The following is a 13875-nucleotide window of genomic DNA, read 5'->3' as shown; positions in this document are numbered from 1 at the left end:
CGGTGTCGCGGCGGCTCTGGGCACGAGCGCTCTGCTCGTTGCTCTGACCCTGGTCTGATTTCGGATTCCGACGTCAGAGTCGAAAGACACCATTGCCAAGAACAGGGGGCGGTCCATCAGGGCCGCCCTTTGTTGTTGGAGCGCGCGATCTGGCGCTGCCTGCGCGCTCAGTTGGCCGTGGAGGGGGCCTGCGGGATCGTGGGGACGGTGTGGCAGTGGAAGAAGCCGGAGCCTTCCAGCGTCGTCTCGCTTCCCGAAGCGCCGTCCTGGTGGCTTTCGGTGCGGATGGTCAGCTCTCCGCTGGCGCGTTCGAGCCGCGTGGCAATGCGGGTCGAATGGCCTTCGCCGTCCTCGCTCACGTCGGTCCAGGCGATCGTTGCGGGGGTGAACTGCATGTCCGCGCAGCTGCTGCGGCACACGTTGTCCATCTGGCCGCCCGGTTTTTGCCCGAAGATCGCGGCGCGCTGTTCGTCGATGCGATAATAGAGCGTGGTCATGCTGGTTGCCGACTGGCCGCCCCAGTCGAAGGTCTGGGTGCCGTTGCATTCGAGAATATAAGCAGCGGGGCCAGGCGTGCAGGCGCCGAGCAAGGCCGCCAGGCCTGGCAGTGTCAAAGCTTTCGTCACGCGGATACTCCCTCTCGAGGAGAGGGTAGCGGGCAGACGTTTGACGAATCGGCAGGGCCGGGCACCGCACATCGGCGGATGGGGTTTGCCCGTGGCCGATGGGCACGGGCGCTTGCCACCGGCCCCGGTCGATGCAAAAGCGGCCACGAGAGACTCGCGACCGCTTCTGCAGGGGTTCGTTGAAAAGGCTTTGTTTACTTGCCCTTGCGGTAGGGCACGAATTCGCGCAGGCCCACGAAGCCGCGCCACATGCTGGGCGACATGCGATCGTGCAGCTGGATCGTATCGACGCTGCACAGCTGTGAGCCCCACAGCCTCGTGACGAGAATGTCGTCATCGTCCAGCAGGTCGGCGTTGGTTGGGCGGTTGACGTAGAGCGTGCTGCCCGAACGGTAGACGATCGCGGTTTTCTTGATGACGGTCGCATCGTTGGTGCGCGAATAGGGGATGCAGTTGACCGGCTTTCCGGCGGTGCGTCCCTCAAGCATCTTGGCGAGCTGTTCCTCACCGGTCAGCTTGGGCTTGGCCTGCGCGGCGGGCGCGAGAGCCAGCGTGGCCGTGGCGAGACCGGTAACCAGCGCGGCGATTGCGGATTTCATGATCTTCTGCTCCATCATGAGGTCCCCTTCCGGAGCAATCCTAGGGGCCAGAACTGAACACAGCCTGACCGCGGTGCCGAAAATCGACACGGCGCCCGCCGGATCGGCGCATCGGTGGCGCCGCACGAGCACGGCCGGTGGCGGATCAGGCGGTTCCGCCCACGGTCAGGCCTTCGACCACCAGCGTGGGCTGGCCGACGCCGGCGGGCACGCTCTGTCCACCCTTGCCGCACACGCCGATGCCGCGATCGAGTTCGAGGTCGTTGCCGATCCCGGTGACGCGGGTGAGCACCGAGGGACCGTCGCCGATCAGCGTCGCCCCTTTGATTGGCGCGCCGATCTTGCCATTCTCGACCAGATAGGCCTCGGTGCAGGAGAACACGAACTTGCCCGACACGATGTCGACCTGCCCGCCGCCGAAGTTCTTGGTGTAGATGCCCTTCTTGATGCGGCTGAGCAGTTCGGCCGGATCGTCGTTGCCCGCCTTCATGAAGGTGTTGGTCATGCGCGGCATGGGGGCGTGGGCGTAATTCTCGCGCCGCCCGTTGCCGGTAGGGGCAACGCCCATGAGGCGGGCGTTGAGGCGGTCCTGCATGTAGCCCTTGAGAATGCCGTCCTCGATCAGCACGGTTTCCTGCGTGGGGGTGCCTTCGTCGTCGATGCTGAGCGAACCGCGCCGGTCCGCGATCGAACCGTCGTCGACGATGGTCACCCCGGGGGCCGCCACGCGCTCCCCGATGCGGCCCGAAAAGGCCGAGGTGCCCTTGCGGTTGAAATCGCCCTCGAGCCCGTGGCCGACGGCTTCGTGGAGGATCACGCCGGGCCAGCCGGGCGCCATGATGACGGTCATCTCGCCCGCAGGGGCATCGATGCTTTCCAGGTTTACCAGCGCTTGTTCGAGCGCGCCGTCGATCGCCCGGTTCCAGTTTTCGGGCTGGAACAGGTCATCGTAGAGCCAGCGTCCGCCGAGGCCAAACGATCCGGTTTCGCGCCGTCCGTTGCTTTGCGCGACGATCGACACCGAAAGGCGCACCAGCGGGCGCACGTCGGTGGCGATGAAGCCGTCGGGCCGCACGATTTCGACCACCGACCACGAACCCGAAAGGCTGGCGCTGACCTGGGCGACGCGTGGATCGCGCGCGCGCGCGGCGGCATCGATCGTTTCGAGCAGCTTCACCTTCTCGGCAAAGCCGATGAGGTCGAGCGGGGAGGCGTCGGTATAGAGGTGGCGGTTGGAGCGGATCGGCGGCGGTGCCTTGGGGCCGGTCGCCGGATCGAGCAGGCGCAGTGTTTCGCCCGCGCGGCGAATGGCCTTGGCGGAAATCTCGTTGGCGTGGGCAAAGCCGGTCATTTCGCCCGACACCCCGCGCAGGCCAAAGCCCGCATCGCGCGAATAGTCGGCGGTCTTGAGCCGCCCATCGTCGAACCCGAAGGCCTCGCTCGCCATGAACTGCAGGTAGAGTTCGCCGTCGTCGCACGCGCGCAGCGTTTCGGCGGCCAGCGCCGTCGCATCGTCGGGCGTGAGGTGGCGGTAGAGCAGCGAGCGGGGGTCAGCGGAAGAAGACATGGCTTTCCATATAGGCGCCAAGTCGGGGCGGCGAAAGGCACCGCGCACCAATTCCTGCCGGAACGGATGCGTGGGGGTGGTGCGCCTGGCCGGTTGCGGGCGCCCAGACGCCAAGCATCCGCGCGAACCGGTCGTTCGCACGGGCCGCGCTTTTAGAGGAACAGGAAAGATCTGCCGGAACGGGCGCCCTCAGCGCCTTTTCCGGGGCGTCCTTCAGGCCGCCTGCTGGTCGGCCGGGCCGCCCTTGAGGACGAAGCGGCGATCGCAATAGCCGCACTCGACATAGCCTTTTTCGTCGATTTCGAGCCATACGCGCGGGTGGCCAAGGGCCGCTCCGCCGCGGATGTCGGTGGCGCCATCGCACGAGACGCGGTGGGAATCGGTGAATACGGTTTCGGGCGTGTTCGTCATGAGCCGTGCCTTTATCAGCGAGCGGGGGCGATTTCCAGCACCAAACGTCGCCGCTCGATTGCGTAAGGGGGATGCGGCAGTTGCGCGGCGCTGCATGGGCTGCGCAGGGGAGGGGGCGGGCGAAGTCGGAGCGGCGGGGCCGGTTTTCGTGGCGGCAGACGCATCTGGAGGCTTTACCTTGTCGCCAAGGTATCCCAAATGGGCGCCATGACAGCTTCCAGCCCTGCAAATCCCGCCATTTCGATCCGCGATCTCGTCAAGCGCTACGCACCGGCGGGCGGCGGAGAGGCGAAGCTCGCGCTCAAGGGGGTGAGCTTCGATGTGCCGCAGGGTGAGATCTTCGGCCTGCTTGGCCCCAACGGTGCGGGCAAGTCCACGCTGATCAACATCATGGCCGGGCTCGTGCGCAAGACGTCGGGCAGTGTCGATATCTGGGGGTTCGATATTGATCGCGACCAGCGCAACGCCAAGCGCGCGATCGGCATCGTGCCGCAGGAAATCGTCTTCGACCCCTTCTTCACGCCTTACGAAGTGCTCGAGAACCAGGCCGGGCTCTACGGTGTGGTCAAGCATCTGCGCCGTTCCGAGGAATTGCTGCGCGCGGTCCATCTTGCCGACAAGCGCGATGCCTATGCGCGCAGCCTGTCGGGCGGCATGAAGCGCCGCCTGTTGATCGCCAAGGCGCTGGTCCACCAGCCGCCGGTGCTCGTGCTCGATGAGCCGACCGCGGGCGTCGATGTCGAACTGCGCCGCCAGCTGTGGGAACTGGTCACCGAGATGAACCGCGAAGGGGTGACGATCGTGCTCACCACGCACTACCTCGAAGAGGCCGAGGAGCTGTGCGATCGCATCGCGATCATCAATCATGGCGAGCTGATCGCCAACAAGCCCACCCGCGAACTGGTGGGCATGGCGCGCGAGAAAGTGCTGCTGCTCACGCTGGCCAATCCGGTGGTGGACCTGCCCAGCCATCCCGGCTTCATCCGCTGCCAGGCGGTGGGTGAGCACGGGCTGGAGATTACCTACAACAAGGACAAGGCGAACGCCGGCGAGCTGCTTTCGGCCTTGCAGGCGCAGGGCTTCTCGGTGGTCGATGTGACGACCAAGGAAGCCGACCTTGAAGACGTCTTCGTGCGCCTCACCGCGTCCGTGGCGGTCTGATACCAGGCTGCCGTGTGCCGGTGCATCAGGCGCCTGGCGGGCTGAGGCGCTGTGCGGGCTGATGTGACGCGGCGATGAGACACGCCCGGTGCAGTCTGGGGTGACCCACCGCGTTTCGGTCGGGGGTGATCCCCTTTTTTCGGGGCTGTGCATCTGCGGTATCTGCGGGCGTGCGAGGCGGTGTCCGTCGGGTCTGTTCTTGCGGGTCTTCTTGCGCGCGTGAAGTTTTGCGGGGGCGCTCTGGGGAGCTATAGGCAACGATTGCAAATAGTGGCTGAGCTCTTGGCGGAGGGATGCTGCGTTGCAGCGCGATGCCTCGGCGAAAAAAAATGGCTTCGGAGCCGCATCGGTGGCGAATCCGGCCTGAAATCGCTCCATTACGGGTCAAGAATCGGCCGGGGTGATGCCGGGCGCGCGGGGGTTACGAATCGTCCTGAGACAGCCAGTCCTTAAGCCAGATTCCCCGTTTTTTGCGGCGAATGGGCGTTCCGCAACGTTTGCATTCGGACACGAAATGGCTGCCGTCCCAGTGGGCCATCTCGCGGATGGGGGTGTGGCGATTGAACCAGCACAATGGAAAACGAGCCGACGCGGAGCGTTTTGAATGTAATGTCGAAGTCTTGGACATAACGGTCTTTGTTCTCTGGGTGCGACAGCAAGAACACGTGATCGCTTCGGCAGGGAAGCATTTTTAATTTTCAAAACGTGCAGATATAGGCGGCATTCTGCAAGCGTATTTCTTGAAAATTGCGCTCTGCGGAATCGAGGGGACTTGCTATTTTGAATAGTTTACAAGCGTTTTTTGTTATAGACCCGAAAGGCTGTGTACGCCCCGCCTGCAGTCAGTTAACTTCCGTACTGATAATTACGTCTATATTGGTTCTAATGCCGTATTGCAACAATGGACCGAGGTAGGTCGCAGATATCTTGCGATTAATTGATTCTCCCGGCAAGGGAGCCGGATGCAGGATAACGCAAGAGTCGAGGTGGCGTTCGATGCCATCGTCATCGGGTCCGGCGCAGCCGGACTGACCGCCGCCCTGGCCCTGGCCGAACGGCTCAAGGTACTGGTTCTGGCCAAGGGTGGACTCGACGGCGGATCGACCGCCTGGGCGCAGGGTGGCATCGCGGCCGTGCTCGACCAGGGCGATACCTTCGAGGAGCATATCCGCGACACGATGGTCGCCGGGGCCGGGCTCAACCGGCGTGAGACGGTGGAATTCGTGATCGAACGCGCGCCGCATGCGATCGCCCGGCTGCAGGAGCTGGGCGTGCCCTTCAACACCGAGGGCGGCGCGCTGCATCTCACCCGCGAGGGCGGCCATTCGCACCGGCGCATCGTGCACGTCAACGATGCCACGGGCTGGGCGGTGCAACAGGCGCTGCTGCGCGCCGCGCACGCCCATCCGAACATCACCCTGTTGCCCGGCCAGTCGTGCATCGATCTCATCACCGGGCGTCATGAAATGCGCTATTCCGGCTCGGGGCGGGTCTGGGGCGTCTACGCGCTCGACGAGCGGACCGGCAAGGTCGAGGCCCACACCGCGCGCGCCACGATCCTGGCGACCGGCGGGGCCGGGCGCGTCTACCAGTTCAGCACCGCGCCGCGCGGGGCTACAGGCGATGGCATCGCCATGGCCTGGCGTGCGGGCGCGCGGGTCTCCAACATGGAGATGATGCAGTTCCACCCGACCTGCCTCTACAATCTTGAGGTCAAGAACTTCCTCATCACCGAAGCGGTGCGCGGCGAGGGTGGGCGGCTGCTTCATCCGGTTACCGGCCACCGCTTCATGCCCGATTACGATGAGCGCGCCGAACTGGCCCCGCGCGACATCGTGGCGCGCGCGATCGACGATCAGATCAAGCGCTACGGGCTCGATTTCGTGCACCTGGACATCAGTCACCAGCCCAGCGAGTTCGTGCGCGAGCACTTTCCCAACATCCATGAGAAGCTGCTCGAACTGGGTATCGACATGACCCGCGAGCCGATCCCGGTGGTGCCTGCGCAGCACTACACGTGCGGCGGCGTGCTGGTAGACCTCGACGGCAAGACCGACCTGCCCGGCCTCTATGCCGCGGGGGAGTGCACCGAGAGCGGTCTGCACGGGGCCAACCGCCTGGCGTCGAACTCGCTGCTCGAATGCTTCGTGTTCGGCGACGCGGCGGCCAGCCACATCCTTGACCATTGGGACGCCTTCGACGCGCCGCCGCCGGTCCTGGCCTGGGACGAGAGCCGGGTGAGCGAACCCGACGAGGAAGTCGTCATCAAGCAGAACTGGACCGAGATCCGCCGCTTCATGTGGAACTACGTGGGCATCGTGCGCACCACCAAGCGGCTCGAACGCGCCATGCACCGCATCCAGATGCTCAACACCGAGATCGAGGAATACTACCGGCACTTTCGTGTCTCGACCGACCTCATCGAGCTGCGCAACCTGCTCCAGTCGGCCGAACTGATCGTGCGCTCGGCGCTCAAGCGCCATGAAAGCCGGGGGCTGCATTTCACGCTCGATTTCCCGCAGTCGAGCGCGGAGCCGCACGATACCGTGCTTGTGCCCTGAGCATCGGGCCCTGAGCATCGTGCCCTGAGAAGGGGCGCCGGGGATGGTGCAAGGGGAGCGCCCGGCGCTCTCCCTGGGCTATGCGTTACATGCCGATATGCAGCACGTGGCCCAGGAAGATCAGCGCCATCGCGCCCAGGATCGAGGCGAGGCAGCCGGCGCGGTTGAAGTCGCGGCTCGCGCGCGAGGTGACGAGCCCGGCCACCAGCGAGCCGCCGATGCCCAGCAGGATCGTGGCGATCCAGGACATCTCCACGGTGCCGGGATAGAACCAGCGCGCCAGCGCGCCGATGACCAGGCCGCTGATGATCGCGCCGATGATGTTGAACATGTCCAGGTTCCTTCGTGTTGGTCTGCCGTGCAGCATGAGGGGAAATTCGTGGCAGGCAAGGCGGTTGCACGCAAATCCAGCCCCGGCCCGCGATTCTCGGCGGGCGTGGCCGGTGGCTCGACCGGGGGCGTGGCGAAGGCGGTGTGCTGCGGCGGGGTGCGGTTCATCGGTTTCAGGCGGGACAAGATATGGTGTCGAAAACGCATCGTTTGGGTCAGACCTTGTGGGTCGTGGCCTTGACTTTGACGAAACTGCGACTCGTTTCGTCGCAAGTCTGATTCGGTTCGTCGGCAAATTTTGTGGAAAAAAAGTGTCACACAGGCCGAGATGGGACCTTGCAATCTGGCAGAGCGAGGAAATTCCACGCGTCGCGCCTGATGCACCTGTCCAGAGCGGCGGGCCGTCTCTCTTGTGGGCCCTCTTGCGTCTCAACTCAGAAACGGCACTATGGGTTGTGGCGCTTCGGTAGCCGAACCTCTAGACCTTGATCGGGTGCGGATTTTTCCGTGCAGGACTGCGAAAGCGATTTTCGGGGTCTGGATGTTCGCCTCCCCCTGGCGCTGCCGGGTCGGACAGGGCAGTTTTGTTCTTTTTTTGTCCCGAGTGTGTCAGGCGGGGCGCGGAACCCCTGGTTGATTGGCTCGCAGGCAGGTTCGCTCCCGGTGCGGAACGCAGGCGCGCTGTCTTTTTCGGGGCAGCGCCGCAATCATATGGGGCGAACACGTGGATTTCAGGAACGAAAGCGGCAGTCGGGTCGACAGCGCGGACCTTGATGACAGCGGTGCAGGCAACTCGGGCGTCAGCGTCGGTGGTAAAGCGGGTTCGTCCAGGACCGGGAACTCGAACAACTCGAACAAGGAGACGGGCGGAAGCCCGGCAATCGCAATGACAATCGCTGACATGGCCAGCGCCGCCCTGGCGGGCGCTGCATCGGCCGGCAAGCAACTGGACAAGGATCCGGCCAAGTCGGATTCCAAGACCATCAACCCGCGCCGTTTCACGGTCGTGACCGATGAAAGCCGCGATGCGCTGCTGACCGATTTCGGCAAGAACACGCTCGAGGACCGCTACCTGCTTCCCAACGAGAAGTACCAGGACCTCTTCGCGCGCGTCGCCGACGCCTATGCCGACGATGCCGAGCACGCGCAGCGTCTCTACGACTACATCTCCAAGCTCTGGTTCATGCCCGCGACGCCCGTTCTCTCGAACGGCGGCACCGGGCGCGGCCTGCCGATCTCGTGCTATCTCAACTCGGTCGAGGACAGCCTGGAAGGCATCGTCAACACCTGGAACGAAAACGTCTGGCTCGCCTCGCGCGGCGGCGGCATCGGCACCTACTGGGGCAACGTGCGCGGCATCGGTGAGCCGGTCGGCCTGAACGGCAAGACCAGCGGCATCATCCCCTTCGTGCGCGTGATGGACTCGCTGACCCTGGCGATCTCGCAAGGCTCGCTGCGCCGCGGTTCGGCCGCGTGCTATATCGACGTGTCGCACCCCGAGATCGAGGAATTCCTCGAGATCCGCACCACCACGGGCGACTTCAACCGCAAGGCGCTTAACCTGCACCACGGCGTGCTCCTGACCGACGAGTTCATGGAGGCGGTGCGCGACGGGCGCGAATTTGCGCTGCGCAGCCCCAAGGACGGCACCGTGCGCAACTCGATCGATGCGCGCTCGCTGTTCCAGAAGCTGGTCGAAGTGCGCCTGCGCACCGGCGAGCCCTACCTCGTCTTCTCCGATACCGTGAACCGCATGATGCCCAAGCATCACCGCGATCTGGGGCTCAAGGTCTCGACCTCGAACCTGTGCTCGGAAATCACGCTGCCTACCGGCCGCGATCACCTGGGCAATGACCGTACCGCGGTGTGCTGCCTCTCCTCGCTCAACCTGGAGACCTGGGAAGAGTGGAAGGGCGAGAAGCGCTTCGTCGAAGACGTGCTGCGCTTCCTCGACAACGTCCTGCAGGACTTCATCGAGCGTGCGCCCGACGAGATGGCCCGCGCCAAGTATTCCGCCGCGCGCGAGCGTTCGGTGGGCATGGGCGTCATGGGCTTCCACTCGTACCTGCAGAAGAAGAACATCGCCTTCGAAAGCGCGATGGCCAAGGCCTTCAACCTCCAGATGTTCCAGTACATCAACCAGAAGGCCAACGAGGCCTCGATGATGCTGGCCAAGGAGCGCGGGCCGTGCCCCGACGCCGCCGACCAGGGCGTGATGGAGCGTTTCAGCTGCAAGATGGCGATCGCGCCGACCGCGTCGATCTCGATCATCTGCGGCGGCACCTCGGCCTGCATCGAGCCGATCCCGGCCAACATCTACACCCACAAGACGCTGTCGGGCTCGTTCGTGGTCGAAAACCCCTACCTCAAGAAGCTGCTGGCTGAAAAGTCGAAGGATTCCACCAATGTGTGGAACTCGATCCTCGAGCATGGCGGTTCGGTCCAGCATCTCGATTTCCTCAGCCCCGAGGAAAAGGCGGTGTTCAAGACCAGCTTCGAGATCGACCAGCGCTGGCTGCTCGAATTCGCGGGCGATCGCACCCCCTACATCGATCAGGCGCAGTCGCTGAACCTGTTCATCCCGGCCGACGTCGACAAGTGGGACCTCCTGATGCTCCACTACCAGGCGTGGGAAAAGGGCATCAAGTCGCTCTACTACCTGCGCTCGAAGTCGGTGCAGCGCGCAGGCTTTGCCGGCTCGGGCGGGGTCGAGGCGGACAACACCGCCGTCGCCCCCAAGTTCGAGATCGGCGAGACGACCGACTACGACGAGTGCCTCGCCTGCCAGTAAGGCCTGGCTGCAAACGCACATCCGAACGGCGGGCCTGCGCAATGCAGGTCCGCCGTTTCGGGTTTAAGGGAAAGAGGATTCAAGGGGTTACCACCCCTTGACCCCCAACTGTCGACCTCACCTTTCTTCGCCAACGTGGCGCAAGAGAGGTGAGGTCGACAGTTGGGGAGCCCGAGGGCGATGGCCCTCGGGCTCCTTTCCTTACGGTCACGAACGCTTCGAAGACGCGAAAAACCCCGGCCTTTCCCTGGCGGAAAAAGCCGGGGCTCGCTGCGGTGCCGGGGAGGGTGTCCGGCACCGCGCGCGGTGTCAGTTCGCGCCTACGCCCATCGGGATGGGGGTGCCAGCCTTGAGGTAGACCCGGTTGTCGTCGATCCGGTCGACGTTTTCCATCGCGAGGAAGTGGTGCTGGCCGTCCGAACTGTCGGTACGGGTCAGCTTGATCTGGTCGTTCGCCACATCGTCGACCGTGCCCACGTGCTGGCCGTTGGCGTCGGCGACTTCCATGTGCTCGCGGATGCGCAGCTTCTCGAACATAGATCTCTCTCCTGTCTGTCGTTGGTGCCTCTTGCGAGGCGTCATCAATGTAACGGGCAGGGGTGCAGCGGCGTTCCTGAGTTCATCGCAGATCCGCCACGACCTGCGGATATCGGCGTTATTTTACCAATTGAGACAATTTGATGCTTGCGACAGGGCGGTCTGATCGGCTTGTCAGGAGGCGTAGTGTGACATCATCAAGGGGTCTTTCGAACATGCGCAAGTGGCACCGCTGGGTATCGGTTTTCTTTGGAATCTTCATGTTGTGGATCGCCGTGACCGGCGTGCTCAGCCAGGTCGCAGTGCTGTGGCCTTCGGGCGCGTCCGAGGCGGCGAGCCAGGCCGCCGCAACCCCGCCTGCCGGTTTCCAGTGCCCCGAGGGCTGGCGCTGCATGCCGCCGCGCGGGGACAGTTCGGGCATCCGTGGCATGGTCGGCCTGTTCCACCACCTCCACTCGGGCGAGACCTTCGGGCCGATCGGCACCGCGATCTCGGTGCTTTCGGGGCTGGCGCTGGTGTTCTTCTCGATCTCGGGCATCTGGCTCTATGTCCAGATGTGGCAGAACCGCAAGAGCCGCAAGCTCAGCCCGCGCTGGTTCTGGAAGTAGGCGCGTGTTTGAGGCCGGTGCAGCCAATTAAAACAGTCTTTGAGCGGCAAGGCGCCTTGGGCGCCTTGCCCTGCGCTAAAACACGAAGGCCTCGCGGTGTGCGCCGCGGGGCCTTCGCGTCTCAGGATGGGAAGCGCCGCGCGCCGTGTCCGGTCAGGACGCCATGCCGAACATGGCGTCGCCGCGATCGGACAGCAGCACGCCTTTCTCGCCCACGCCGTCGATCTGGCTGAGCGCGATGAACCCGTGGCCGCCGTCACCCGCAAGCATGACCTCGTCGCCGACCAGCGTTTCGACCTGCCCGAGGCACGTGCCTTCAGCGTCGATCACGTTCATGCCCTTGCGGATGGTTCCAGCGACCGTCGTCCAGGCGGTTTCGGGCTCGGTGGGGAAGGGGGTGTCGACCGTCATGGCGTTTCTCCGGTGCGTCGGGCAGGAGGCGGGATGGGCGCCGCCGCCTGTCTCTTGTTCAACGTGACTCTCTTGCTCAACGTGGCCAGGGCCCCTCGCGTTCCGTGCGAGGGGCGGGAAATCGCGTGCGCAACGCGCATTGGCGGCAAATCGGCGAGTCGCGGCGGGGCGCGGGGCTGCCGGTGTGTGCACTAGGTCTTGCGTCCTGCCTCTTGCGCAGCATCAAGATGTATGATTCAAAGCTGTGCAAACTTTGAAAAAGTCATCCCGGATGGGCTGCACAAGGCAGGGCAAATCGGGTTATCGAGGCTGTCCCCGTTTCGGACGCGATCCGCGCCGGGGTCGCAAGATAAAGCCGCAGGATGTCCGGGCCGCGCGCGGCGCGCCGGGGGTGTCCTGCGACACAACGCACACCACCTTTGGATCCATCGGAGTCATTCGCCCATGCCCCTTCTCGACGCGCGTAAAACCTACAAGCCCTTCGAGTACCCCTGGGCCTACGACTACTGGAAGCGTCAGCAGCAGCTCCACTGGCTGCCCGAGGAAGTGCCGTTGGGCGAGGATTGCCGTGACTGGGCGCAGAAGCTCTCCGAGCATGAGCGCAACCTTCTGACGCAGATCTTCCGCTTCTTCACCCAGGCCGACGTCGAGGTGCAGGACTGCTACCACGAGAAGTACGCGCGCGTCTTCAAGCCGACCGAGATCAAGATGATGCTGACCGCCTTCTCCAACATGGAGACGGTGCACATCGCGGCCTATTCGCACCTGCTCGACACCATCGGCATGCCCGAGAGCGAATACGGCGCCTTCCTCGAATACGCCGAGCTCAAGGACAAGCACGACTACCTGCAGAAGTTCGGTGTCGACACCGACGAGGACATTGCGCGCACGCTGGCCATGTTTGGTGGTTTCACCGAGGGCGTGCAGCTCTTCGCCAGCTTCGCGATGCTGATGAACTTCCCGCGCTTCAACAAGATGAAGGGCATGGGCCAGATCGTTTCGTGGTCGGTGCGCGACGAATCGCTGCACTGCGAGGGCATCACCCAGATGTTCCACGCCTTCACCAAGGAACGCGGTTGCCTGACCAAGGCGGTCAAGGACGACATCGCCGACGTATGCCAGACCACCGTGCGTCTGGAAGACAACTTCATCGATCTCGCCTTCGAGATGGGGCCGGTTCCGGGCATGACCGCCAAGGACATCAAGAAGTACATCCGCTACATCGCCGACTGGCGCCTCGACCAGCTGGGTCTCAAGCCGATCTACATGATCGACGAACACCCGCTGCCCTGGCTCCAGCCGCTGCTCAACGGCGTCGAGCACGCCAACTTCTTCGAGACGCGCGCGACGGAATACTCCAAGGGCGCCACGCGCGGTGACTGGAACACCGTGTGGACCAACTTCGACGCACGCAAGAAGGTCAAGGCCAACGACGTGGCCGACGATGCGGCGGACGGCAGCGAGCCGGGCCTGTTCGAAGGGACCCAGGCGGCCGAATAACGCTACGGCGAAGCCGTGAGGCTCGCACCTTGTGCGGGTTTCCCGGCATCACCATGCAAACTTGGGGTGGGATCAGGTCCTATCCAGGCCGCCCGTCGATCAGGGAGAGGTCCGGCGTTGCAACCAGAGCCGGGCCCACTACATCAGGCGAGAGGCCCGGCTTTGCAACCAAAGCCGGGCCTTGCGTGTTTCGGCGTAAAGGCTGGACGAAAACGTCTTGGGAGAGAGTGCAGGCGGGGCGATTGATTTGTGATGTGAAGGAGTTTCGAGATGCTCCGCAAGAGCCCGTTTCGCATGCGGCGTGAAGCCGCTTTCAAGACCGTCCTCGGCACTGCCCTTTGGGGCAGCCTTGCCCTTGCCGCGACCGCGTCCGGCGCGCTCCACGCCCAGAGCGGCGTGATCGCGCGCACGCCCGAGGAAATCGCCAAGGCCAAGCAGAGCCCCTACCTCGAGATGGTGCGCAACATCTCGCCGCGCGAACTGACGCCCGGCACGCCCATCGTCGAAGCCAGCGGCGCGCCGATCGGGACGGTCGAGAAGGTCGTGGGCAACACCATCGTGCTGACCGACGGGCGCCGCGAATACCGCGTGCCGATCGAACAGCTCTACGCCTATTCCAAGGGCGATGTGGACCACTTCGCAAGCCGCATCCCCAAGAAGAAGCTCAAGCCCGAGAAGGGGTCCGAGAAGAGCAGGCGCGCGGGCGGTTGAGCCGCAGGCTGCGGGCGCTGCCTCTCTTGCGCTGTGCAGGGAGGTGGCGGCCCTGACCCCTT

13 protein-coding genes are annotated in these 13875 nt (G+C 64.3%); 6 read left to right on the top strand and 7 right to left on the bottom strand.

What is annotated here, in order from left to right:
- Nucleotides 1-167 precede the first annotated feature (167 nt).
- The 4 genes from MTR62_RS05190 to MTR62_RS05175 form a co-directional block, all read right to left on the bottom strand.
- The gene (locus MTR62_RS05190) at nt 168-626 is read right to left on the bottom strand and encodes a hypothetical protein (RefSeq protein ID WP_244017661.1); all 459 of its coding nucleotides are present in this window, start codon (nt 624-626) and stop codon (nt 168-170) included.
- A 194-nt stretch (nt 627-820) separates the two neighbouring features.
- Entirely contained in the window at nt 821-1225 is a 405-nt protein-coding gene (locus MTR62_RS05185) for a hypothetical protein (RefSeq protein ID WP_244017660.1), read from the bottom strand.
- Nucleotides 1226-1370: 145 nt separating this feature from the next.
- Nucleotides 1371-2792 carry a metalloprotease TldD gene (gene tldD, locus MTR62_RS05180; RefSeq protein WP_244017658.1) on the bottom strand — a complete coding sequence of 474 codons (1422 nt, stop codon included), beginning with the start codon at nt 2790-2792 and terminating at the stop codon, nt 1371-1373.
- A 213-nt stretch (nt 2793-3005) separates the two neighbouring features.
- On the bottom strand, nt 3006-3203 hold the full coding sequence (locus tag MTR62_RS05175; RefSeq protein WP_244017656.1) for a zinc-finger domain-containing protein: 198 nt from the start codon (nt 3201-3203) through the stop codon (nt 3006-3008).
- Nucleotides 3204-3410: 207 nt separating this feature from the next.
- Between MTR62_RS05175 and MTR62_RS05170 the strand changes: the two genes are divergently transcribed.
- Nucleotides 3411-4364, top strand: a complete 954-nt coding sequence (locus MTR62_RS05170) for an ABC transporter ATP-binding protein (RefSeq protein WP_244017654.1) — start codon at nt 3411-3413, stop codon at nt 4362-4364.
- A 962-nt stretch (nt 4365-5326) separates the two neighbouring features.
- Nucleotides 5327-6925 (top strand): L-aspartate oxidase, encoded by a 1599-nt coding sequence (nadB, locus tag MTR62_RS05165; RefSeq protein WP_244017652.1) that lies wholly within the window; start codon nt 5327-5329, stop codon nt 6923-6925.
- A gap of 85 nt (nt 6926-7010) precedes the next feature.
- Here nadB and MTR62_RS05160 read toward each other — a convergent pair whose 3' ends face one another.
- A complete protein-coding gene (locus MTR62_RS05160) occupies nt 7011-7256 on the bottom strand; it encodes a GlsB/YeaQ/YmgE family stress response membrane protein (RefSeq protein WP_244017650.1) in 246 nt (81 codons plus the stop codon).
- 900 nt (nt 7257-8156) lie between these two features.
- Between MTR62_RS05160 and MTR62_RS05155 the strand changes: the two genes are divergently transcribed.
- Nucleotides 8157-10046, top strand: coding sequence for a ribonucleoside-diphosphate reductase subunit alpha (locus MTR62_RS05155; RefSeq protein ID WP_244017648.1), 1890 nt, complete (start codon nt 8157-8159; stop codon nt 10044-10046).
- Nucleotides 10047-10355: 309 nt separating this feature from the next.
- Here MTR62_RS05155 and MTR62_RS05150 read toward each other — a convergent pair whose 3' ends face one another.
- Nucleotides 10356-10583: a DUF2171 domain-containing protein gene (locus MTR62_RS05150; protein ID WP_244017646.1), complete on the bottom strand. Its 228-nt coding sequence runs from the start codon at nt 10581-10583 to the stop codon at nt 10356-10358.
- Nucleotides 10584-10726: 143 nt separating this feature from the next.
- Between MTR62_RS05150 and MTR62_RS05145 the strand changes: the two genes are divergently transcribed.
- Nucleotides 10727-11191, top strand: a complete 465-nt coding sequence (locus MTR62_RS05145) for a PepSY domain-containing protein (protein WP_327194380.1) — start codon at nt 10727-10729, stop codon at nt 11189-11191.
- Nucleotides 11192-11344: 153 nt separating this feature from the next.
- Here MTR62_RS05145 and MTR62_RS05140 read toward each other — a convergent pair whose 3' ends face one another.
- Nucleotides 11345-11602: a DUF2171 domain-containing protein gene (locus tag MTR62_RS05140; protein WP_244017642.1), complete on the bottom strand. Its 258-nt coding sequence runs from the start codon at nt 11600-11602 to the stop codon at nt 11345-11347.
- A 444-nt stretch (nt 11603-12046) separates the two neighbouring features.
- On the opposite strand from MTR62_RS05140, the gene MTR62_RS05135 reads away from it, so the two are divergent.
- Nucleotides 12047-13102 carry a ribonucleotide-diphosphate reductase subunit beta gene (locus MTR62_RS05135; RefSeq protein WP_244017640.1) on the top strand — a complete coding sequence of 352 codons (1056 nt, stop codon included), beginning with the start codon at nt 12047-12049 and terminating at the stop codon, nt 13100-13102.
- 270 nt (nt 13103-13372) lie between these two features.
- Entirely contained in the window at nt 13373-13813 is a 441-nt protein-coding gene (locus MTR62_RS05130) for a hypothetical protein (protein ID WP_244017638.1), read from the top strand.
- The last annotated feature ends 62 nt before the right edge of the window (nt 13814-13875 follow it).

Origin of the sequence: Novosphingobium organovorum (assembly GCF_022832435.1) — a bacterium.
Classification (GTDB): Bacteria; Pseudomonadota; Alphaproteobacteria; order Sphingomonadales; family Sphingomonadaceae; genus Novosphingobium; species Novosphingobium organovorum.
The sequence above is the reverse complement of the archived record's forward strand: the minus strand, read 5'-3'. Positions and strand labels throughout refer to the sequence as shown.